Origin of the sequence: Streptomyces sp. V4I23 (assembly GCF_030817975.1) — a bacterium.
Lineage (GTDB): Bacteria > Actinomycetota > Actinomycetes > Streptomycetales > Streptomycetaceae > Streptomyces.
Map to the genome: position 1 here is coordinate 291,345 of NZ_JAUSZW010000004.1, position 20,387 is coordinate 311,731.

At 72.2% G+C, this 20,387-nt stretch carries 23 protein-coding genes; 11 read left to right on the forward strand and 12 right to left on the reverse strand.

Features of this window, described 5'->3' with window-relative positions; all coding sequences use genetic code 11:
* The first annotated feature begins 51 nt into the window (after positions 1-51).
* Positions 52-1,248 (forward strand): MFS transporter, encoded by a 1,197-nt coding sequence (locus QFZ82_RS03635; protein ID WP_307711725.1) that lies wholly within the window; start codon positions 52-54, stop codon positions 1,246-1,248.
* Positions 1,249-1,724: 476 nt separating this feature from the next.
* On the opposite strand, the gene QFZ82_RS03640 is transcribed toward QFZ82_RS03635, so the two are convergent.
* On the reverse strand, positions 1,725-2,177 hold the full coding sequence (locus tag QFZ82_RS03640) for a YbhB/YbcL family Raf kinase inhibitor-like protein (RefSeq protein ID WP_307711726.1): 453 nt from the start codon (positions 2,175-2,177) through the stop codon (positions 1,725-1,727).
* Positions 2,178-2,469: 292 nt separating this feature from the next.
* Here QFZ82_RS03640 and QFZ82_RS03645 point away from each other — a divergent pair, with 292 nt between their 5' ends.
* Complete coding sequence (locus QFZ82_RS03645) at positions 2,470-2,760, forward strand: hypothetical protein (protein WP_307711727.1); 291 nt, start codon at positions 2,470-2,472, stop codon at positions 2,758-2,760.
* A gap of 206 nt (positions 2,761-2,966) precedes the next feature.
* A complete protein-coding gene (locus QFZ82_RS03650; protein WP_307711728.1) occupies positions 2,967-3,530 on the forward strand; it encodes a hemerythrin domain-containing protein in 564 nt (187 codons plus the stop codon).
* 52 nt (positions 3,531-3,582) lie between these two features.
* Here the strand turns inward: QFZ82_RS03650 and QFZ82_RS03655 are convergent, their stop codons facing one another.
* The 3 genes from QFZ82_RS03655 to QFZ82_RS03665 form a co-directional block, all read right to left on the reverse strand.
* Positions 3,583-3,732 (reverse strand): hypothetical protein, encoded by a 150-nt coding sequence (locus QFZ82_RS03655; protein WP_307711729.1) that lies wholly within the window; start codon positions 3,730-3,732, stop codon positions 3,583-3,585.
* A 49-nt stretch (positions 3,733-3,781) separates the two neighbouring features.
* Positions 3,782-4,120: a DUF3140 domain-containing protein gene (locus QFZ82_RS03660; protein ID WP_307711730.1), complete on the reverse strand. Its 339-nt coding sequence runs from the start codon at positions 4,118-4,120 to the stop codon at positions 3,782-3,784.
* Between the two features lie 93 nt (positions 4,121-4,213).
* Positions 4,214-5,191 (reverse strand): glycosyltransferase family 2 protein, encoded by a 978-nt coding sequence (locus QFZ82_RS03665; RefSeq protein WP_307711731.1) that lies wholly within the window; start codon positions 5,189-5,191, stop codon positions 4,214-4,216.
* Positions 5,192-5,283: 92 nt separating this feature from the next.
* Between QFZ82_RS03665 and QFZ82_RS03670 the strand changes: the two genes are divergently transcribed.
* Complete coding sequence (locus tag QFZ82_RS03670) at positions 5,284-5,733, forward strand: DUF6098 family protein (RefSeq protein WP_307711732.1); 450 nt, start codon at positions 5,284-5,286, stop codon at positions 5,731-5,733.
* Between the two features lie 64 nt (positions 5,734-5,797).
* On the forward strand, positions 5,798-5,989 hold the full coding sequence (locus QFZ82_RS03675) for a DUF2795 domain-containing protein (protein WP_307711733.1): 192 nt from the start codon (positions 5,798-5,800) through the stop codon (positions 5,987-5,989).
* Between the two features lie 35 nt (positions 5,990-6,024).
* On the opposite strand, the gene QFZ82_RS03680 is transcribed toward QFZ82_RS03675, so the two are convergent.
* Entirely contained in the window at positions 6,025-6,567 is a 543-nt protein-coding gene (locus QFZ82_RS03680) for a hypothetical protein (RefSeq protein WP_307711734.1), read from the reverse strand.
* A gap of 144 nt (positions 6,568-6,711) precedes the next feature.
* On the opposite strand from QFZ82_RS03680, the gene QFZ82_RS03685 reads away from it, so the two are divergent.
* Entirely contained in the window at positions 6,712-7,275 is a 564-nt protein-coding gene (locus QFZ82_RS03685) for a hemerythrin domain-containing protein (protein WP_307711735.1), read from the forward strand.
* A 211-nt stretch (positions 7,276-7,486) separates the two neighbouring features.
* Here the strand turns inward: QFZ82_RS03685 and QFZ82_RS03690 are convergent, their stop codons facing one another.
* Positions 7,487-8,380 carry an SDR family oxidoreductase gene (locus QFZ82_RS03690; protein WP_307711736.1) on the reverse strand — a complete coding sequence of 298 codons (894 nt, stop codon included), beginning with the start codon at positions 8,378-8,380 and terminating at the stop codon, positions 7,487-7,489.
* A 194-nt stretch (positions 8,381-8,574) separates the two neighbouring features.
* Between QFZ82_RS03690 and QFZ82_RS03695 the strand changes: the two genes are divergently transcribed.
* From QFZ82_RS03695 to QFZ82_RS03705, 3 genes are all read left to right on the forward strand, one after another.
* On the forward strand, positions 8,575-9,024 hold the full coding sequence (locus QFZ82_RS03695; RefSeq protein WP_307711737.1) for an SRPBCC family protein: 450 nt from the start codon (positions 8,575-8,577) through the stop codon (positions 9,022-9,024).
* A 66-nt stretch (positions 9,025-9,090) separates the two neighbouring features.
* Positions 9,091-10,707, forward strand: a complete 1,617-nt coding sequence (locus QFZ82_RS03700) for an NAD(P)/FAD-dependent oxidoreductase (protein WP_307711738.1) — start codon at positions 9,091-9,093, stop codon at positions 10,705-10,707.
* 136 nt (positions 10,708-10,843) lie between these two features.
* Positions 10,844-12,673, forward strand: coding sequence for a thiamine pyrophosphate-requiring protein (locus QFZ82_RS03705; protein WP_307711739.1), 1,830 nt, complete (start codon positions 10,844-10,846; stop codon positions 12,671-12,673).
* 129 nt (positions 12,674-12,802) lie between these two features.
* Here QFZ82_RS03705 and QFZ82_RS03710 read toward each other — a convergent pair whose 3' ends face one another.
* The 3 genes from QFZ82_RS03710 to dnaK form a co-directional block, all read right to left on the reverse strand.
* Entirely contained in the window at positions 12,803-13,003 is a 201-nt protein-coding gene (locus QFZ82_RS03710) for a hypothetical protein (protein WP_177153541.1), read from the reverse strand.
* Between the two features lie 80 nt (positions 13,004-13,083).
* On the reverse strand, positions 13,084-13,590 hold the full coding sequence (gene grpE / locus QFZ82_RS03715; protein ID WP_307711740.1) for a nucleotide exchange factor GrpE: 507 nt from the start codon (positions 13,588-13,590) through the stop codon (positions 13,084-13,086).
* A complete protein-coding gene (gene dnaK, locus QFZ82_RS03720) occupies positions 13,587-15,461 on the reverse strand; it encodes a molecular chaperone DnaK (protein WP_307711741.1) in 1,875 nt (624 codons plus the stop codon). The genes grpE and dnaK overlap by 4 nt, the downstream gene beginning before the upstream one ends.
* A gap of 196 nt (positions 15,462-15,657) precedes the next feature.
* Here dnaK and QFZ82_RS03725 point away from each other — a divergent pair, with 196 nt between their 5' ends.
* Positions 15,658-16,092 (forward strand): CBS domain-containing protein, encoded by a 435-nt coding sequence (locus QFZ82_RS03725; RefSeq protein ID WP_307711742.1) that lies wholly within the window; start codon positions 15,658-15,660, stop codon positions 16,090-16,092.
* On the opposite strand, the gene QFZ82_RS03730 is transcribed toward QFZ82_RS03725, so the two are convergent.
* Positions 16,077-17,342: a hypothetical protein gene (locus QFZ82_RS03730; RefSeq protein WP_307711743.1), complete on the reverse strand. Its 1,266-nt coding sequence runs from the start codon at positions 17,340-17,342 to the stop codon at positions 16,077-16,079. The two genes, QFZ82_RS03725 and QFZ82_RS03730, sit on opposite strands and share 16 nt — an antisense overlap.
* 516 nt (positions 17,343-17,858) lie before the next feature.
* Here QFZ82_RS03730 and QFZ82_RS03735 point away from each other — a divergent pair.
* Positions 17,859-18,701 (forward strand): hypothetical protein, encoded by an 843-nt coding sequence (locus tag QFZ82_RS03735; RefSeq protein WP_307711744.1) that lies wholly within the window; start codon positions 17,859-17,861, stop codon positions 18,699-18,701.
* Between the two features lie 63 nt (positions 18,702-18,764).
* On the opposite strand, the gene QFZ82_RS03740 is transcribed toward QFZ82_RS03735, so the two are convergent.
* A complete protein-coding gene (locus QFZ82_RS03740) occupies positions 18,765-19,607 on the reverse strand; it encodes an SMP-30/gluconolactonase/LRE family protein (RefSeq protein ID WP_307711745.1) in 843 nt (280 codons plus the stop codon).
* Positions 19,604-20,374, reverse strand: coding sequence for an IclR family transcriptional regulator (locus QFZ82_RS03745; RefSeq protein ID WP_307711746.1), 771 nt, complete (start codon positions 20,372-20,374; stop codon positions 19,604-19,606). The genes QFZ82_RS03740 and QFZ82_RS03745 overlap by 4 nt, the downstream gene beginning before the upstream one ends.
* Positions 20,375-20,387 lie beyond the last annotated feature (13 nt).

A 20,387-nucleotide genomic window follows, 5' to 3' on the forward strand; every position in this document is an offset into this window, starting at 1 on the left:
CTTGGCATTTTATCGGAAGCACGCCAGCCGGGCGGTGGAGACGATCGAGGGGTGTCCAAGAATCGCATCTCCCGCATCCGGCCGATCACGCTGCTGTCGGTGGGGCACGCCTGTGTGGACGTCCACCAGGGCGCGGTGGCCGCGCTGGTGCCGTATTTCGTCTCGGAGCGGGCCTACAGCTACGCCGCCGCCTCTGGCCTCGTGCTGGCCGCCTCCCTGCTGTCCTCGGTGGTGCAGCCGTTGTTCGGGGTGCTCACCGACAGGCGGAACCTGCCGTGGCTGCTGCCCGTGAGCACGGTGGTGGGCGGCGCGGGCGTGGCGCTCGCCGGGGTCGGCGGCTCGTACGCCCTCACCCTGGCGGCGGTCGCGCTGTCCGGGACGGGTGTCGCCGCCTACCATCCGCAGGCCGCCCGTACCGCACGCGACGCGAGCCGCGGCAGCCACACCGCGATGGGCTGGTTCTCGCTCGGCGGCAACCTCGGCTTCGCCGCCGCGCCCTTCACGGTCGCCGCCGTCGTCGCGACCGGGGGGCTGCACGCCACGCCCCTGCTCGTCCTCCCGGCCCTGGCCGGGGCCGTGCTCTGCCTGGCCGCCCTGCGGCCGGTCGCGGAGCCCGGTCCGCCGGCCGCCGGATCCGCCGACAGGCCGCAGGGCGCGGACGACTGGCGGTCCTTCATCCGGCTGTCCGGTGCCGTCGTGTGCCGCTCGGTCGTCTTCGTCGGGCTGAGCACGTTCATCGCCGTGTACGTGCGCGAGCGCACCTCGGGCGGTGAACTCGCCGGTACCCCAGCGCTGTTCCTGCTGTACCTCGGCGGTGCGGCGGGCACCGTGGCCGGCGGGAAGCTCGCCACCCGATTCAGCCGCGTCACGGTCGTGCGCTGGTCGTACGCCCTGACGGCGCCGGCCGTCGCCGGCGTCGTCCTCGTCCCCGGACCGCTCCTGTACGTGTGCGTCGCCCTCACATCGGCCGGTCTGTACGTGCCGTTCTCCCTGCACATCACCCTGGGCCAGGACTACTTGCCCGGGCGGGCCGGCATGGCCGCCGGCGTCACCCTGGGCCTGGCCGTGGGCATCGGCGGCATGGCGAGCCCCGTGATCGGCGCGCTCGCCGACGCGTCCTCCCTGCGGACCGCCCTCGTACCGCTGATCGCCCTCCCCGCCCTCGGCGCTCTCCTCCTGCACCCTCTGCGCGAGCCCAAGATCCCCGAGGCCGCCACTGCGTCCCGCCTTCGGCTTCCGCGCCCATGACCTGCGCGTATGGCGGTCCGTGACCGTTCGAGGTGCGCGGCCGACGGTCCGCTGTTTCGCTGGTCCGGCCCGCTCTTCCCGTTCACAAAGGAGTGATCATGAGCGCAGCAGACAAGTCCCGTGGCAATGAGCAGCAACTGCGTCGGCAGGCCCGCGAGATCGAGCAGGCCGGCGGGCGCGAGGAACGGCCTCCGAGGGACCTCGATCCCCTGGTGTGAGCCTGTCACGGGTCTGCCTGCGGCGGCCTGCGCGTGTCCCCGGATGCGTGTGAGAAGGCCGCCGCGGCAACAACAGGGGCCGGGTGCCGCTTCGGCGGCGTCCGGCCCCTGTCGCCGTCGAGGCGGCGCGTCCTGCCGACGGGCACCGGAGCATCGCGCAGTCCGGACGACAGCCGCCGCCGAGCGGACGCCCATGACGGTCCCGGTGGCCCTGTTCCCCGCGGACCCGTACGAACGCAGGGGAGGGATCGGCCGCGTTCAGCGCTGATAGAGGCCGACGAGGGTGCCGCTCGCCAGCGCCTGCTGGTCCACCGCCGCGTGTACGTCGCCGGCGGTCGCGTCGCCGGGCAGGGACACCGGACCGGGGAGCGCGTAGATCCGGAAGAAGTACCGGTGGGCCTTGTCACCGGCGGGCGGCCGAGGCCCGCCCCAGCCGGGCTCGCCCCAGCCGGTCGGCCGCTCCTGCCCGCCGGGTGGCGTCTGTCCGGCCTCGACGCCCTCGCTCGTGGGGTCGATACCCGTCACCAGCCAGTGCACGAAAGTCCCGGAGGGCGCGTCGGGGTCCTCGCACAACAGCAGCAGTTCGGTGGTGCCGTCCGGGACCCCGGACCATGACAGGGCGGGCGAGACGTCGTCACCGTCCTTCGCGCAGCGGCGCGGGATGTACGCCCCGTCGTCGAAGGCGGCACTCCTGAGTTCGATTCCAGCCATGGAAGCGTCGTACCCGGTCGCCGCGCGGCTCTGCGGGACGGGCACCGATATGCACGCGACTGGCGCAGCGACGGCCTGGGGCACGTGCGTGGCCGTTCGCCCCGGGACCGCGATCCCGGACAACGCCGTCGTCCTGACCTGCGGATGGTTGCGCGCGGGCGCAGTGGACATTCGCGCGCTGTGCCGTTGGCTCCTGTCGTGAGGGACGTGGCTCACCCCAACTACCCGTCGGTACAGGCGTGTCGGTACGCTCGACCCACGATTTGAACCTGTTCAAAGGGGGAGCAAGGTCATGCCCGAATCAACAGTGCCCGACCGAACCGACACGCCCGCCGTCGCCTTGGGCCCCACCTCACTGGTGCTCGGCGCCTTCTCCGCCGTCGGCATATGGGGGCTCGCGTTCGCCACGTTTCCCTTCGCGGTCATCGCCGGAGGCCTCGCCGTCACCCTCGGCGCGGCAGGCATCCACTACGCCGCCCGCCACGGCATCGGCCGCCTGTGGACCGCTGTCGCCGGAACAGCCCTCGGCGCCGTCGGTCTCGTCGGCGCCCTCGGCCTCGTGTGGTCACTCGGCGTCGCCTAGGGCGATCTCCTGCCCGTGCCCGGCCCGAGTGGGCGTGATCGCGGTCCCCTTTCGGGTGGCACGGCGCGCACCTCGTGATGGCCCCGAAGGGCCGTGGAAGGGATTCCCGCTGGGCGTCGGCCCAGGCCTCCGTGCCTGGTCCGCATCGCAGGACGGCACGGCCGGCCCAGGTCACCGGGCGCAGACGATTGGAAGGAGAGCCCCAAGTGGGACACGGCGGCAACGTGATCAACGAACTGACGCAGGATCACCGCGAAGTGGATTCGCTGTTCGCTCAGATCCAGGCCCACACAGCAGCCGATCAGCACCGACGTGATCTGGTGGACCAGTTGACCATCGAACTCGTCCGCCATGCGATCGCCGAGGAGCAGCACCTGTACCCGACGGTGCGCCGCTACGTCGACGACGGGGACGACATGGCGGACAAGGAGATCGCCGATCATGCCGAGGTCGAGCGTCTGCTGAAGGAGCTGGAAGGGTGCGAGCCGGGTGACGAACGGTTCGACATGCTGCTCGCTCGCGTGCGGTCGGCGGTCACCGAGCACGTCAAGGACGAGGAGGAGCGGCTCTTCCCCTTGCTGGAGGAGGTCTGCTCGGCTCAGGCCCTCGACGAGCTGGGCCAGCGGGTGCGCTCGGCGAAGGAGAAGGCACCGACCCGCCCGCACCCCTCCGCCCCGGACACCCCGCCGGCCGACAAGATCCTCGCTCCGGGTGTCGGGATGGTCGACCGGGTGCGCGACATGCTGGCCGGCCGCGGCACCGGGCGCTGAACCGAACCCAGGGGTGGCCGGCGCACGTCGCCCGGCCACCCCTGCCCTGCCGTCAGGCCGCGTCACCGCCCTCCTGCTCCTCGTCGTCGCGCTCGCCCTCCGCCTGGGAGGGCGTCGTCCGGGGGACGTCCTTCCCGCGCTCCTGCTGGATCTCGCCGCTCTCGTCGGTTCCCTCTGCCTGAGAGGGGGTCTGCTCGGTCATGGTTCTCTCCCTGGCCCGCCCGCGAACCGGCGCGGGCGCCCGTACGACGTCACGACGGCTTCAGCGGATCGTGTCCGATGCTCATCAGGCTCCGGCGCCAGTCGGCACCGCCCGCCTTCGGATCCAGGTCCGGCGGCCGCTGGGACCTGACGATGTCGCAGACCCGCTGCATGACCTGCACGTCGTCCTCGGTGAGGTCGGTGCGGCGCTTGCCCAGGACGTCGAGGACCTGTCGCCCCGTCGGGCGGCCGCTCTTGTCGGGCAGCTCCTCGGTCCGCTCGCCTGCGGCATCGACGCTCAACCACTCCCGCAGCTCTCGGGATGTCATGTTGACGACCTTGTGGAACTCGTCCCACAGTTCCGCGCTCACCTGTGGTGATACCGCCACAGCACGCCTCCTCGCTGCGCAGGTGCGTACGAACGCGTGCCGGGTTCCCGGCGGCCCCACCGAGAAACCACCCGCGGTCGTTACGGTGCCCGTTCACGACGACGTCTCCAGGAGCCGGATCCGTTTCTCCACGCGGGCGGGGACCCTGTGCCGGCGGGCCAGCGCCACGGGCAGCCGTCGCGCGGCGTCGGCCAGCGCCCTGCGGGCCCGCGGGTCGTTCCGGGCGTCGAGCGCCAGCTCCGCGGACTGGACGACGGCCTGTCGCAGCGGCCGGCGCAGCCACGCCGTGAGCAGTGCGTTGCACCGCATCCGGGCCACCCGGCCCGGGCGGGGCAGCCCGTCGGGATCGTGCCGGGCGACGACGTCGGGGCAGTGCGCGACTCCCCAGCCGCGCGCTTCGAGATCGATCGCGAGCAGTTGCTCCTCGCCGCCGACCCCCAGCAGCGGATGGAACCCACCCACCTCCAGGAACGCCGCCCGCCGCACCACGGCCGCACACGCGAGGAAGCCGAGCACCGAGCGCCCCGGCAGGTCCGGTTCCCGGCCCAGCGGCGAGTTGCTCATCGCGGCGTTCAGCGGGTCGGGGCGGCGCTCGGGCCCCACGAGGGTCGCGGCGGACAGCAGCCCCAGCCGGGGATGCGCGTCGAAGAGATCCGCGGCCCGGTCGAGGGCGCCGGGCTCCCACCACGAGTCGTCGTCGCTGAACGCGACGTACGGGGTGCCGAGGGACGCGGCCCCGTACGTACGCCCGGCGGCGGCCAGATTGCGGCCGGGCGTCAGGACGCGCACGCCGGGGTGCCGGGCGCGTACGGCGTCCGCGGTGCCGTCCGTGGAACCGTTGTCCACCACGGCGACCGGCGGCCGCTCGGGAAGCCCGGCCAGCCGGTCCAGGGTGCCGAGCAGGCTCGTGCACCGGTTGCGGGTGATCACGACGATGCCGACCCGTGGGCGGTCCGCCCGGTCCGCCCGGTCCGCCGGCGACGGCCCGCTCCCTCGCTCCTCGGCCCCCACCACCATCACCCCTTCGTCGGCCCGGTCGATTCCGTTTCGCCGCCATGGGTACCTCCTCATAGGCCGCGCCAATCAGTGGACGCGCAGGGAATGCCCGTTTCCGGGACGCCACGAGACGGTGAAACGGAGAGCAGCAAGGAGTGACCACCGGTATGAGCTCCCCCGACGAATTGCCCGTCCTGCGTACGCTCGAGGAACTGACCGGCCTCGTCGAGCGGCGCGGGAGCATGTACGTGCGCTGGTCGCGCGGCCCCGCGGCCGATCTGAAATCGCTGTCCAGTACCGACGATCTCACGGGAGTACCGCTGCCGGGGCTGTCCGCGAATTCCCTCGACGTCGAGCCGTGGTGGGACAACCGTCCGGTGAGGGTGTGGGTGGCCCGACGCCTGTACGACTATGCGCATCTGCCGCGCGACAAGGGGCCCGGAGTCCATCCGTGGGCGCTGCGGGGCCAGGAGGCCGGCCGTGGTCCCGACAACGAGCCGCTGGTCCAGGACATCGAGCCGGTCGGCTGGATCGACGCACGCGTGATCGAGGAGGCGGTCGAGGAAGTCGCCCGGCAGGAAGGCGGCTGGGGCCCTTTGCGGCGCGAAGGCCGCTAGGGAGTGTCTGTCACGGAAATCAGGGGGATGTTCGGTCCCGGAAAGCGGGGGTACCCGTCGCCGTATGAACGTGAACCCCATCGAAATGCAGAAAGCCCTCGGCGGAGTGAACTATCCCGCCAGCAAGAGGGACATCGTCGAAACGGCGAAGAGTCACGGCGCCAGCAAGGAAATCAAGCAGGCGTTGTCGTCCCTTCCGGAAAAGGAGTACGACTCTCCAGCAGCCGTCACCAAGGAAGTCAGCAAGGGATCGTGACCCGGCCGCTCGGCGCCTGACCGTGCAACGCCGTCTCAGGCGGCCGGCGCGGAATGCTGCTCCAGCCGGTCCAGGAGCTGGAGCCGATGGAGTGCGGCTATGGGCGCGAGCAGGTCCGGGTGACGCAAGAGTGCGGCGGCTCGGCGGTCTCGTTCATCGGGCGTGACCAGACGACGGAACTCGACCGGCGAGCCGTTGGCGTGTTCGCATCCGGCGAGTGCGGCGACGGCCGCCGCGGCCAGTCCGGGTGTGCTGAGCAGGCAGGCCGCCCAGCTCGCCACCACTTCGTCCACCCAGGTACGCCACGCGTGCTCGCCCGCGGCATCGTCCGACGGATCGGCGTCCTGCGCGCCGTCGGCACCCGTGATCCAGTCCAGCCGCCCCGAGCCGCCGGGCCCGGACACCGTGACGAGCGCGGCGTCCATCGGCGTCGGATAGCGCAGCCAGGCGGCGACCGTGACGGCCTGGCGTGCCTGTGTCTCCGCGAGAGCGGTGTCCAGCGCGCCGCCGTCCGACGGGTAGGCGCGGGTCAGCCACTGGGCGGTCGCCGCGATGAGCGGGGAGAGAGCTGCGAGCACTGGCCGGGCCGTCCGAATCCATGGAGACATGGGGAGAGTGCGGCCAAACGCTACCTTTCGCGGCTCTGTCCGCACATGGCCCACGTCACGGCCGGAACGTGGCGTCCGACACATCGAAGGTCACAGTAGAGGAGCGACGACGACATGGCGCACGGCCAGGACGTGATCGCAGAACTGATCACCGACCACAGGGAGGTCGAGGAGCTGTTCACCAACATCGAGGAGCTGCCGTCCGGTGACAGCGGGCGGAAGCGGTACGCGGACCAGGTGACCACGGAGCTGGTCCGGCATTCGGTCGCGGAGGAGGCGTATCTGTACCCCGCGGTCCGCAAGCACGTTCCCGGCGGTGCGGAGCTCGCCGATCGCGAGCTGGCGGACCATGCCGCAGTCGAGCGGGTCATGAAGGACCTGGAGAGCTGCGAGGCGGACGACTCGCGGTTCGACCTGCTGATGGCGACGCTGATGTCGGAGGTCAGGACGCATGTCACGGACGAGGAGACCAAGCTCTTCCCCCGGCTGCGGGAAGCGTGCCCCGCGGAGATGCTGAGCGATCTGGGCGACAAGGTCCGGCAGGCCAAGAAGTCGGCGCCGACCCGCCCTCACCCCCACGCACCCGACAAGCCGCCGGCCAACAAGCTGCTCGCTCCCGGCGTCGGACTCGTGGACCGGATGCGCGACGCGCTCTCCGGCCGGGGCGAGCAAACCTAGACACACCGGCGCCTGCCCCCGGTTCGGTGCGCCGGGCGTCGCGACGGCCCCGGGCACGTGTTACGGGCACGCCGCCACGGGCGTTCTGGGCGGTGGGCGAGCGGTACGAGGAATTCGCCCAGGTCTCCGACGACGAGGCCGTCTCCACGCTGCGCTGCCCCGGCATCCTCTCGGGGCAGCGCGACGGCTGACACGGACGGGGTACGGGGGTTCAGGCGAGGTCCGATCCGTTCGCGCGCGTCTCGGCCGCCCGGCCCCCCGCGCCCAGCAGGCCTTTCCCCGTCGGCAGCCCCTCCGCCGCGACGCGGCGCACCGGGACGCCCGAGAACCTGCCGATGCCCGCGGGAAGCACCGGCCGGGCGAACCGCACGCCCCTGAGCCACGGCTGCACGTACACGGCCGCTCTCCGGCGCTCGACGCCCCGTACGAGACGTTCGGCGGACGGCCCGGCGTCGTACGTCCTGGAGGCCGGCCAGGGCAGCCATGCGCGCAGTTCCCGCAGCGGGGTGGGAGGCGGTGCATCCTCGCGGATCATCTCCGTGTCCGTCCAGCTGAGGTACGCGACCCCCACGCCCACACCGCGGTGGGCGACCTCGGCCCGCAGGGTGTGCGCGAACGCCTCGGCTCCGGCCTTGGAGGCGCAGTAGGCCGACATCATCGGAGCCGGCCCGAGGGCCGCGAGAGACGTGATCTGAAGGTAGTAACCCTTGGTGGCGAACAGGTCCGGCAGGAAGGCCCGTGCCGTGTTGGCGCTGCCGACCAGGTTGACCTCGACGACGCGCCGCCAGGCCGCCGGCGACGTGTCCTCGAAGGGTCCGGCCGCGGCGACACCGGCGTTGGCGATCACCACCGAGGGCGGCCCGAGCCGCTCCCGTACGAGTTCGGCGGTGAGCGACATCGCCGCGTCGTCCCCGACGTCGGCCGGCCAGTGGTGTGCCCGGTCTCCCAGCTTGGCCGAGAGACGGGCCAGCCGGTCCGGTTCGAGGCCGATGAGGGCCAGGCGGGCGCCCCGCCGGGCCAGTGCGCGCGCCATGGCCTCCCCCAGGCCCCGCGCCGCGCCGGTGACGACGACGGTCCGGCCTTCGAGGGGTGAGTACCGGTGCATCGCCTGCCTCCTCGCATGGGTGCGGGTGCACGGGCGCGCCGGAGCTGCCGTCCGGCCTCCACCGTAACGGCCGCATGCCGCCGCGGCGCGGGCGGCGAGTGCGGCGGGCGGCCGTGAACAGGCCGCGGCGGCGGCACCGGCCTAGGCTGAAACAGGTGTGGCCGTGACGGACGCGACGAGTTCCTGGAGGGCTCATGGCGGTACGACACCAGCTGATCCACCGGACTGCCGACCAGGTCTGGGCCGTGCTGTCCGACGGCGACCGCTACGGGGACTGGGTGATCGGACCGTCCCAGTCGTCGGAGCGGGACGGCAACTGGCCGGACAAGGGCGCCTGCATCGCGTACACCGTGAAGCTGGGGCCGTGGCAGGCGGAGGGCCGTACCGTCGTGCGGTACTGCGAACCGCCCGAGCGCCTCGAACTGGAGGCGTACAGCGGACCTCTCGGCACCGCGAGAATCGCGATCGAGGTCAAGCCCTGGGGCGAGGACACCCTCGTGATCCTCGACGAGCACCCGTTGCGCGGGACGGGCGGACGGCTTCACAACGCGGCGTTCGACGCGCTCCAGCAGTTGCGGCACCGCAGCATGCTCCGGCGGTTCGCCGAGGCGGTCGAGCAGTCCGTGCCCGCGGGCGCGCACTGATCCGGGCCCTGCCCGGCGCAGGCGGCCGTTGCCCGAGGCGGACACCCTGACCAGGGAGGCGCAGTCATGCCGGACGCCGTGGTGATCGGCGCGGGACCCAACGGGCTGGTCGCGGCGAACGTGCTCGCCGACGCAGGCTGGAGCGTGGAGGTGCTGGAGGCCCAGCCGCAGCCGGGCGGTGCCGTCCGCAGCGACCGAGGCGTCATGCCCGGTTACGTCCACGACATGTTCAGTGCCTTCTACCCGCTGGCGGCCGCCTCCCCCGTACTCGCGGCCCTCGATCTCGGGCGGGAGGGTCTTCGCTGGTCGCACGCGCCGAGCGTGCTCGCCCATCCCCTGCCCGACGGCCGCTGTGCCGTTCTGGAACGCGCTCCCGCGGACACCGCGCGGTCTCTCGACGCCTTCGCCGCCGGCGACGGGGAGGCGTGGACGCGGCTGTGCGGCGTGTGGCAGCGGCTCGGCGCCGACATCGTCGACGCACTGTTCACACCGTTCCCGCCGGTACGGGCGGCAGCCCGGCTCGGTCTGCGCGTACGGGCGGCGGGCGGGCTGCGGCTGGCCCGGATGATGACGCTGCCCGTGCGGCGGCTCGGTGAGGAGGAGTTCGCCGGGGAAGGCGGCCGGCTGCTCCTCGCCGGCAACGCACTGCACGCGGATCTCGCCCCGGAAGCGGCGGGCAGCGGCGGCTTCGGCTGGTTCTTGTCCATGCTCGGCCAGCACGTCGGCTTCCCGGTGCCCGTGGGCGGCGCCTCGGCTCTGCCCGAGGCGCTGGTGGACCGGCTCCGTCGGCGCGGCGGCACGGTGCGCTGCGGGGAGGAGGTCGTCGAGGTGGTCGTACGCGAGGGGCGGGCCGTCGCCGTACGGACGGCCGGCGCTGAGACCGTACCGGCGAGGCATGCGGTGCTCGCGGACGTCTCGGCTCCCGCGCTGTACGGCCGGCTGGTCGACGACCGGCATCTGCCGTCGCAACTGCTGGCGGGGCTGCACCGGTTCCAGTGGGACTTCGCCACGTTCAAGGTGGACTGGGCCCTCGACCGGCCGGTGCCGTGGACCGCCCGCGAAGCCGCGTCGGCGGGGACGGTGCATCTTGCCGACGGCGTCGACGGCTTGACGCGGTTCGCCGCCCAGCTGGCCGTGGGACACGTGCCCGACCAGCCCTTCGTCCTCTTCGGCCAGATGACCACGGCGGACGCCAGACGCTCCCCGCCGGGTACGGAGTCGGCCTGGGCGTACACGCACGTCCCGCACGGCGTCCGCGGTGACGCGGGCGACGCGGGCATCACGGGTGCGTGGGACCGCCGGGAGCGGGAGGCCATGGCCGACCGCGTGGAGGCGCGGGTGGAGCGCTACGCGCCGGGCTTCCGCGCCACGATCCGGGCGCGCCGCGTCCTTGCGCCGCCGACGCTGGAGGCGCTGGACGCCAATCTGCACGGCGGTGCCATCAACGGCGGGACGGCCGCCATGCACCAGCAGCTCGTGTTCCGGCCCGTCCCGGGCACCGGGCGCCCCGAGACACCGGTGAGGAACCTGTTTCTCGCCTCCGCCTCGGCCCACCCCGGCGGCGGCGTGCACGGCGCACCGGGCGCCAACGCCGCCCGTGCCGCACTGCGCACGTGGCCGCCGCACGGGCTGCTCAGCCGTGCGCAGCGTTCGCTCAACCGCCGCGGCGACGGGGGTACCTGACGCGCCGCATGCCGGGGGTTCCGTTTCACGGGCGGGCGCGGTGGTACCCGCAGCGCGTCAGGCGCGGACGCCGCGCGCAGGGCCGGGAAGACACCGGGGAAAAACGCCCACCCGCAGCCGTGAGAGAGGAGCCGACGTGGCCACCAAGGTCTCCGACTACATCCTGGAGCGCCTGCGCGCTTGGGACGTGACCCACGTCTTCGCGTATGCCGGTGACGGCATCAACGGACTGCTCGCCGCCTGGGGACGCGCGGAGGACCGTCCCAGGTTCATCCAGTCGCGCCACGAGGAGATGTCCGCCCTCCAGGCCGTCGGGTACGCGAAGTTCTCCGGCAACGTGGGCGTGTGCGTGGCCACTTCAGGGCCCGGCGCCATCCATCTGCTCAACGGGCTCTATGACGCAAAGCTCGACCACGTGCCGCTCGTCGCGATCGTCGGGCAGACCAACCGCAGCGCCATGGGCGGCTCCTACCAGCAGGAGGTGGACCTCGCCGCGCTGTACAAGGACGTCGCGTCCGACTACTGCGAGACGGTCACCGTTCCCGAGCAGTTGCCCCAGGTGCTCGACCGGGCCGTGCGCACCGCGTACGCCCGGCGCACCGTGACCGCGGTCATCGTCCCGGCGGACGTCCAGGACCTCGAGTACACCCCGCCGCAGCACGCCTTCAAGATGGTCCCCTCCAGCCTGGGCATCGGCCGCTACGCGCCCGTGCCGGCGGACGAGGACCTCGAACGGGCCGCCGATGTGCTCAACTCCGGTGAGAGGGTGGCCGTTCTGATCGGTCAGGGCGCACGCGGGGCACGCGCCGAGGTGGAGCGGCTGGCGGACGTGCTCGGGGCGGGGGTCGCCAAGGCGCTGCTCGGCAAGGACGCGCTGTCCGACGACCTGCCGTACGTCACCGGTGCGATCGGGCTGCTCGGCACCCGCCCGTCGTACGAGCTGATGCGGGACTGCGACACCCTGCTGATGATCGGCTCCAGCTTCCCCTACACGCAGTTCCTGCCGGAGCTGGACCAGGCACGCGGGGTGCAGATCGACATCGACCCGCACATGATCGGGCTGCGCTACCCGTTCGAGGTGAACCTCGTCGGTGACGCGCGGGAGACGCTGCTGCGGCTGCTGCCCCGCCTGCACCGCAAGGAGAACCGCGCCTGGCGGGACGAGATCGAGATGAACGTCGCCCGCTGGTGGGAGGTCATGCAGCGCAGGGCGGCCGTCGACGCGGACCCGATCAACCCCGAGTACGTGGTGCACGCCCTGGACGGGCTGCTGCCCGACGATGTGGTCGTCACCGCGGACTCCGGTTCGGCCGCCACCTGGTACGCGCGCCATCTGCGCCTGCGCGGCCGGATGCGCGGCTCCCTGTCCGGAACGCTGGCCACCATGGGCCCGGGTGTGCCGTACGCGATCGGCGCGAAGTTCGCCCACCCGGACCGCCCGGCGATCGCGCTGGTAGGCGACGGGGCGATGCAGATGAACGGCATGATGGAGATGGTCACGGCCGCCAAGTACCGGCACGAGTGGTCCGACCCCCGGCTCGTCGTGGCCGTCCTCAACAACCAGGATCTCAACCAGGTCACCTGGGAGATGCGGGCGATGTCCGGGGCGCCGCAGTTCGAGGAGTCCCAGCACATCCCCGATCTGCCCTATGCCGAGATCGCGCGGCGCATCGGCCTCGACGGCGTGCGGGTCGAGAAGCCGGAGGAGGTCGAAGCGGCGTGGCAGCAGGCCCTCGCCGCCGACCGGCCCTTCGTCATCGACTTCCTGACGGACCCGGCCGTTCCGCCCCTGCCGCCGCACGCCTCGCTCGACCAGATCCAGGCCACGGCCGCGGCGATCCGGCACGGCGACAGCGACCGGGCGTCCGTGGTCCGGCAGGGTTTCAAGGCGAAGGTGCAGGAACTTCTGCCGGGCACCCGGCACCGCGGCGACCGGCCCGGCGCCGAGGGCGACCAGGGCCGGTGAGGCCGAGTCACGGCAGGAGCCGGTGAGCACACCGGACTCCGGCCGTCTTCCGTACGCGGGGCTCCGGCCGTCCGTGCGCGGGCCGGCGGTCCGTCGGCCGGCTCCGTCGGGCCGGCTCCGTCGGCCGGTTCAGTCGGCGTTGGGCTCGCGGTCGCCCTTGGGGCCGCGGCCGCGCTCGGTCCGCGGACCACGGCTGCGCCACTGCGGGTCGTCCTGGAGTGAGGCGTTGGCTTCCTCGCCGGCCCGCTTGTCGGGGACGCCCTCGCTCTCGGCGTCCTTGCGCTTCCTGGCACGCCGTGTGTCGTACTTCTTGCTTCCGGGCTCGGGCATGCTGATCACCTCCAGGGCACACGGGTGCCCCCGCGCGGCACGGTGGACACACGGGGCCGGCCGAACGGCCCCGGGCGTGGTCACACGGCGGCCCCTGTCGCCTCGTGGCCTGCCGGCGGGCCGGTGACGGACACCTGGGCGGGGCGCAGGAGCCGGTCGCCGACGCGATAGCCGTGGCGCAGCACCGACGTGCAGACGGGCCGGGTGACGGCGTCGGAGGGTGTGTACGTGAGCGCTTCGTGTGCCGTGGGGTCGAAGGGCTCCCCCGGTTCGCCGACCGACTGGAGGCCCAGCGCGGCCAGCCGGTTCCCGAGGACGCGCGCGACGGCTTCCGTCCCCGGGTCGCCGTCCCCCCGTGCTTGTGCCTCGTCGGCGGCGTCGAGCACCGGCAGCAGGCCCGTGAGGACGTTGACCACGGCGATCTCCCGTACCGCCAGCCGGTCGCGCCGCACCCGCTTGCGGTAGTTGTCGTACTCCGCCTTCACCCGCTGGAGATCGGCGGTCAGTTCCGCGAGCCGGGCCCGCAGCTGCTCGGCCTCCGTCCGGGGGCCGCCGCTCCCGGTGTTCCGCGGAGGCTCCCGGTTCATCCGGCGTCTCCCTTCGCCTCGTCGTCGACGATCTCCGCGTCGACGACGTCCTCCTCGTCGGGACCGGCCTTGGTTCCCGACGCGCCGCCGCCGGCGGTGCCGCCACCGCCGCCGTCGGCCTGGGCCTGTGCGTAGAGCGCGCTGCCGATCCTCTGGGCGGCAGCGGTGGCCTTCTCGGTGGCCGAACGGATCGCCGCGGTGTCCTCGCCCTTGAGCGCTTCCTTGACCTCGCCCAGGGCCGCCTCCGTCTCGGACCGCACGTCCTCGGGGATCTTGTCGCGGTTGTCCGTCAGGAGCTTCTCGGTCTGGTAGACGAGACTTTCGGCCTGGTTGCGGGTCTCGGCGGCCTCCTTGCGGCGGCGGTCCTCGTCCGCGTGCTGCTCGGCGTCGCGCATCATGCGGTCGATGTCCTGCTTGGGCAGGGCGGAGCCGCCGGTGACGGTCATCTTCTGCTGCTTGCCCGTGCCCAGGTCCTTCGCGGTCACGTGCATGATGCCGTTGGCGTCGATGTCGAAGGAGACCTCGATCTGCGGGACGCCGCGCGGGGCCGGCGGCAGACCAGTCAGCTCGAACATCCCGAGCTTCTTGTTGTACGCCGCGATCTCGCGCTCGCCCTGATAGACCTGGATCTGCACCGACGGCTGGTTGTCCTCGGCCGTCGTGAAGACCTCCGAGCGCTTGGTCGGGATCGTGGTGTTGCGCTCGATGAGCTTGGTCATGATGCCGCCCTTGGTCTCGATACCGAGGGACAGCGGCGTCACGTCGAGGAGCAGGACGTCCTTGACCTCACCCTTGAGGACACCGGCCTGGAGCGAGGCGCCGATCGCGACGACCTCGTCCGGGTTCACACCCTTGTTGGCCTCCTTGCCGCCGGTCAGCTCCTTCACCAGCTCCGTCACCGCCGGCATACGGGTCGAACCGCCGACCAGGATCACATGGTCGATGTCCGAGACCTTGATCCCGGCGTCCTTGACGGCATTGTGGAACGGGGTCTTGCAGCGCTCCAGCAGATCCGCCGTCAGCTGCTCGAACTGGGCGCGGGTGAGCTTCTCGTCCAGATGCAGCGGGCCCTCGGCGGAGGCCGTGATGTACGGCAGGTTGATCGTCGTCTCGGTCGAGGACGACAGCTCGATCTTGGCCCGCTCGGCCGCCTCGCGCAGACGCTGCAACGCCATCTTGTCCTTGGACAGGTCGACGCCGTAGCCGTTCTTGAACTGCTTCACCAGGTGGTCGACGATCCGCTCGTCCCAGTCGTCACCGCCCAGGTGCGTGTCCCCGTTGGTCGCCTTCACCTCCACCAGGCCCTCGCCGATCTCCAGCAGCGACACGTCGAACGTGCCGCCCCCGAGGTCGAAGACGAGGATCGTCTGGTCGTTGCCCTTGTCCAGACCGTAGGCGAGAGCGGCGGACGTCGGTTCGTTGATGATCCGCAGGACGTTCAGACCCGCGATCTGCCCTGCCTCCTTCGTGGAGGTGCGCTGCGCGTCGTTGAAGTACGCCGGGACGGTGATCACCGCGTCCGTGACGTCCTCGCCGAGATACGCCTCGGCGTCCCTCTTCAGCTTCTGCAGCACGCGGGCCGAGATCTCCTGGGCGGTGTACCGCTTGCCGTCGATGTCTCCGGACGCCGGGAAGTGCCAGGCGCCCTCGCCCATGTGCCGCTTGACGGACCGGGCGGTGCGCTCCACGTTCGTCACGGCCTGCCGCTTGGCGAGCTCCCCGACGAGCACCTCGCCGTTCTTGGCGAACGCCACGACCGATGGCGTGGTCCTCGCGCCCTCGGTGTTCGTGACGACCGTCGGCTCGCCGCCTTCCAGGACACAGACCACGGAATTCGTCGTTCCCAAATCGATGCCCACTGCTCGTGTCATCGCAGCCTCCTCGGAGACAGGAACTGCCGGTATGTCCTGCGTAAATCCTGTCTCCGATCAAGTCAAGACGGACGGCGATCCGGCTGCGACGGCCGCTCCGTCGCCCGGACCGTGCGTTGCGCCCGGGAGCACCCGGGCGCGGGGCGTGGTCTCATCGAAGTGTGGGCGGAACACGCTGACGACACCGGGAGGAAACATGGCCGGACAGCTGAGAGCCCGAGACATCATGACGAGCGGAGTGCACTGCGTGGGGGCGCACGATTCGCTGCACAACGCGGCGAGGATGATGCGGGATCTGAACGTCGGATGCCTGCCCATCTGCGGTGACAACAACAGGCTCATCGGCCTGGTGACCGACCGCGACATCATCGTCACATGCTGCGCGGAGGGGATCGACCCGGCGACCGTTCAGGCCGGTTCGCTGGGCGGGACCCTGCACTGGATCGACGCCGAGGCGGAAGCCTCCGAGGTCCTGGAGGTCATGGAGAGCAATCACATCAAGCGCCTGCCGGTGATCGACGTCGCGGGCGGCCACCGCCTGGTTGGGATGATCACCGAGGCCGACGTCGCGAAGAACCTCAGCGACGAACAGATCGCGGAGTTCGCGACCCACGTCTACGCGACCACGTAGAGAACCGCCGGCAGTCCGTCACTGTGCGGCCGGTCCCTCGGGGCCGGCCCAAGGTGTCGATCGCGGGGGGTGAACGCCGGACAGGCGGTGAAATCGGCATCGGCGTGTCTCCAGCGGCTGCGGAGCATGTCCGCGACGCGCCGGGCCCAGCCTGCCAGGCCGGGCAACGCGCGGTGTGTTTCGGCCGCACGCGCGGCCGCCTCCAGTGTGGAGATCATCTGCCGATGACTGGCGTCGCCCGGGGCGCGGCGGAGCAGCACCGGCAGGCGGCCGAGCCGCTGGAGGGCGTGCGCCAGACTGGCTGCCGCCATGCCGAAGCCGAACCGGCGGTCGTCGAGCGCCTGCGGGACCGTGGACCCGAGCGCGGTGCGGTAGGCGTCCTCGAGGCCCAGTGCGACGGGGTCCGCCACCGTGATCCACGGCGGGCCGGGCACATGGAGGTTCGACGCGCTGGTGAGGGCGTGCCGGAAGCCGGCGGCCTCGAAGTCGATGAGGCGACCGCCGGTGTCACCGAGCAGGAAGTTGTTCATACCGGAGTCGCCGTTGGTGAGAGCGAGGAAGGGACCCGGATCGGCCAACTCCTCCAGTGCCGCCGCGAGGTCCGCCTCGGCGGCGCCGGTGACGCCGGCGCCCATCGACGCGGCGAACGCGACGGCTGCGCGGACGGTCCGCTCGGAAGGCGCCTCGCCTTCCGAGCCGCGTTCGACGCCACCGGCCTCCCGCATGCGCTCGCGGAACCGGGCCGCTTCCCCCGCCGTCGCGGCATTCAGCCTTCCCAACGCCTCCGCGAATGCGATCAGGTGCGGGATCGTCGCGTCCCCGGCTCCTCGCTCGCGCAGCACCGTCTCCAGCGAATGGCGCGGCCCCAGGTCCTCCAGCGCGATCATCGGGCCGGCGGGGTCGAGGGCCAGGGGACGCGATGCCAGGGACAGACGCAGGTCCCGGGCGAGGAAGCACAGGGCCGCGAACTCGGTGCGGATCCGGTCGGGCTCGGTGCGACGTCCCGCGGCGTTGTCACGCGCCCACTTCACGATCACCGTCGAGGGCCGGCCGGGCCCCGGGTCGGCCAGCCGTGCGCGCAGAACGGCCCAGGGCGCCAGCTGTTCACAGGACTCCACGACGACGGGCCCCTCGAACGCCCGGGAGAGCAGGCGCGTCACGGCGGCACGGGAACGCCCGGGTGACAGCGCTGACAGCGGCGGCGCCGGGTCGCTGTCCGGGTCCTCGGGGCCCGTGTCCGCCGGGCTCACGCGTCCGCCTCCGGGCGCCGGGCGCACCGCATCAGGCTCGTGTGCGGCGACAGGGGTGTTGACGACATGGGCGGAAAGCGTACCGCGCGGACCCGTGACCCGTAGGGCCGGGCAAGGCCGGTGGCGGGGCCCTCTTGCTGTGAAGGTCGGCCGCCGGTGCACCGTTGCGCAGCCGGGGAAGGAGGCGCCCGGCCCGCGCAACGGCTGTCGGCGCCCGGAGCCGCTCGTGGCCCTCACATGGTGCCGGGGCTCTGCCCGCGCTGGGTCACACCCCCGGAGGGCTCGGAGTCCGACGCGTGGTGCAAAAGAATGATCGCAGGCGCCGGTCTTCGCCCAGGCCCGGGAACCGTCGGCGAACTGCCGTGGAATCTGGCGTCGTTGGGATCGTGACTTCCTGCTCCGTCGTGCGTTGTGCGAAAGGGGATGTTCAGGAAAGGTGACCGCGGCGCAACATCGGCCGTACCCTGCATCACAACAACCCGAACGCCACACCCCCCAACTCACCAGGAGGGCGTCATGCCGACGACACCCAGCACCGACACCATCGAAACAACAACCGCACTGCTGCAGGCGGAACTTCCCCGCCTCGAGGAGCATCAGGTGGCGCTCCAGAAGGAACTCGCCGTCGTCTCCGAGCGGCTCGAATCCGTGCGCAGCGCCCTGTCGGCGCTCAGCGCGCTGGCTGCCACGACCGTGCCGCGGCCCCGTGCTTCGGAGCAGCAGGCCGAAGCCGCGGCGACCGTGACCGACGAACCGCCGGCCCCCACCGCAACGGAGGAGCCCGCGCCGGAGCCCGCCCAGGAATCCGCACCGCTGACGGAACCGGTCCAGGAGCCCGCTCCGGCTGCCGAGTCCGCCGACGTCAGCCGTGACAGCGACACCACCGACACCACAACACCCGCGGACGGAGCCGAAAGCGCTTCTCCCACGCCCCGCAAGGCCACGAGCCGGGCCAAGAGGAAGGCCGCGCCCAAGGCCGCTGCTCCGCAGGCGGCCACGCGCCGGCCGGCGAAGAAGCGCACCACCGCGAAGGCCACCAAAACGGCAAAGCCCGCAGCGAAGCCCGCGAAGACCACGAAAGCCGCGCTGGACAAGCAGGCCACGAAGGGCAAGCAGGCCGCACCGCCCAAGGCGGCTGCCACGGTCGCGCAGGACACCGGCGGGCTCACCGAGCAGGTCATCGCCATCCTGTCCGGGAAGGCCGGCACCCCGCTGCGGGCGCGGGACGTCGCTCAGGCTCTCGGCCGTGACGAGAGCGCGGGCGCCATCAACACCGTGCGCAGCACCCTGGACCGCCTCGTCGCCACCTCACGCGCCCACCGCGCCGGCCGCGGCCTCTACCAGGCGCCCACCGGCTGAGACCGGCCTGCGCAACGTCCGGGCGATGGCCCGGCCGTTGCGGGCGGGCGCGTATCACCGTGGTCAGCCGCCGAACGCGGCGGCGGCCGCGCCCTCCCCCGCGTCCGGCACGACGAGCAGGGAACCACTGAGCGGGTGCGGTCGGGCAAGACCGCGGCGCGCGGTGGTGATGTACAGGTCGCGCAGGCCCGGGCCGCCGAAGGCGCAGGCGGTGGGACGGCGTACGGGCAGGTGAAGAGTGCGGTCCAGGAGCCCGTTCGGGTTGTACCTGCGCACCTGGGCGCCGTCCCAGAGCGCGACCCAGACGCACCCGGAGGCATCGACGGTGAGGCCGTCGGGGTAACCGGCGTCCGGCTCGACGGTGACGAACGGCGTGCGGTCCACAACGCGTTCGCCCGACATGCGGCAGACGTCGATGCGGCGGGTGGGGCTGTCGATGTAGTACATGAGCGCGCCGTCGGGGCTCCACCCGGTGCCGTTGCTCACGGCCACGTCGCCGAAGATTTCGGTGACGGTCCCGTCGGGCGCGACGCGCGAGAGGCTGCCGCCGCCGGCCGCCTCGTCGTAGCGCATGGTGCCCGCCCACAGTGCCCCGTCCGGTGCGACGGCCGCGTCGTTGCCGCGCCGGCCCGGCGCCGGATCGCGCACCAGCCAGGAGAAGGCCCCGTCGGCCCCGTACAGGCCGATGCCGTCCCGGAGGTTGACCACCAGCCCTCCGCCCGCCCGCGGCTTGGCCGCCCCGACGTGCTGTTCGGTGGCCATGACGGTGCGGCGGCCGCTCGCCGGATCGTAGGTGTGGACGCGGGAGTTCAGGATGTCCACCCAGATCAGCCGGGCACCGGCCGCGTCCCAGGTGGGCCCCTCGCCGAGTGCGGCCCCCTCCCGCACCGCGACCTCGATGCTCACCGCGCGCCCCGGTGGCCGAGGCGGACGGAGAGGTCACGGGCTCCCTTGGCGGCCAGCTCGGCGAGTTCGGCCTCGCGGTCCTCGTTCCAGCGGATCATGGGCACGGAGATGGACAGGGCCGCGACGACGCGGCCCGCGCTGTCGCGCACGGGGGCGGCGACACAGCTGACGTCCGGATTGGACTCGCGGTGCTCGACGGCGATGCCCCGTTCCCGGATGCCGGCGAGCGCCGCGCGCAGCTCCTCGGGGTCGGTGAGGCTGGCGGGCGTCATGGCGGCCAGTTCGCGACCGGCGATGCGGGCGTCGAGTTCGTCCGCCGGGAGAGAGGCGAGCAGCATCTTGCCGACGGACGTGCAGTGTGCGGGGAGCCGGCGGCCGGCGGCCGAGACCATGCGGACGGCGTGCGTGGAGTCCACCTTGGCGATGTAGATGACGTCCATGTCCTCGAGGATCGCGACGTGGACGGTCTCGTCGCAGGTCTCGGCGACCTCGCGGGCGACCCGTCCGCCTTCCGCCGCGAGATCGAGCTGCTCCGCGTAACGGCTGCCCAGCTGGTAGGCGCGGACGCCGAGCCGGTAGCGGCCGGGCTGCTCGGGCTCGGTGACCAGGTAGGAGCGGGCGGCCAGTGTGGTGAGCAGCTCGTGGACGGTGGTGCGCGGCAGTTGGAGCTTGCGGGTGACATCCGGCGCCGAGAGGGTTGCGTCACCCTCCAGGAACAGCTCGAGTATGTCCAAAGCCCTCGTCACCGCGGGGACAAGGCGTCCCATGGCGCCACCCACT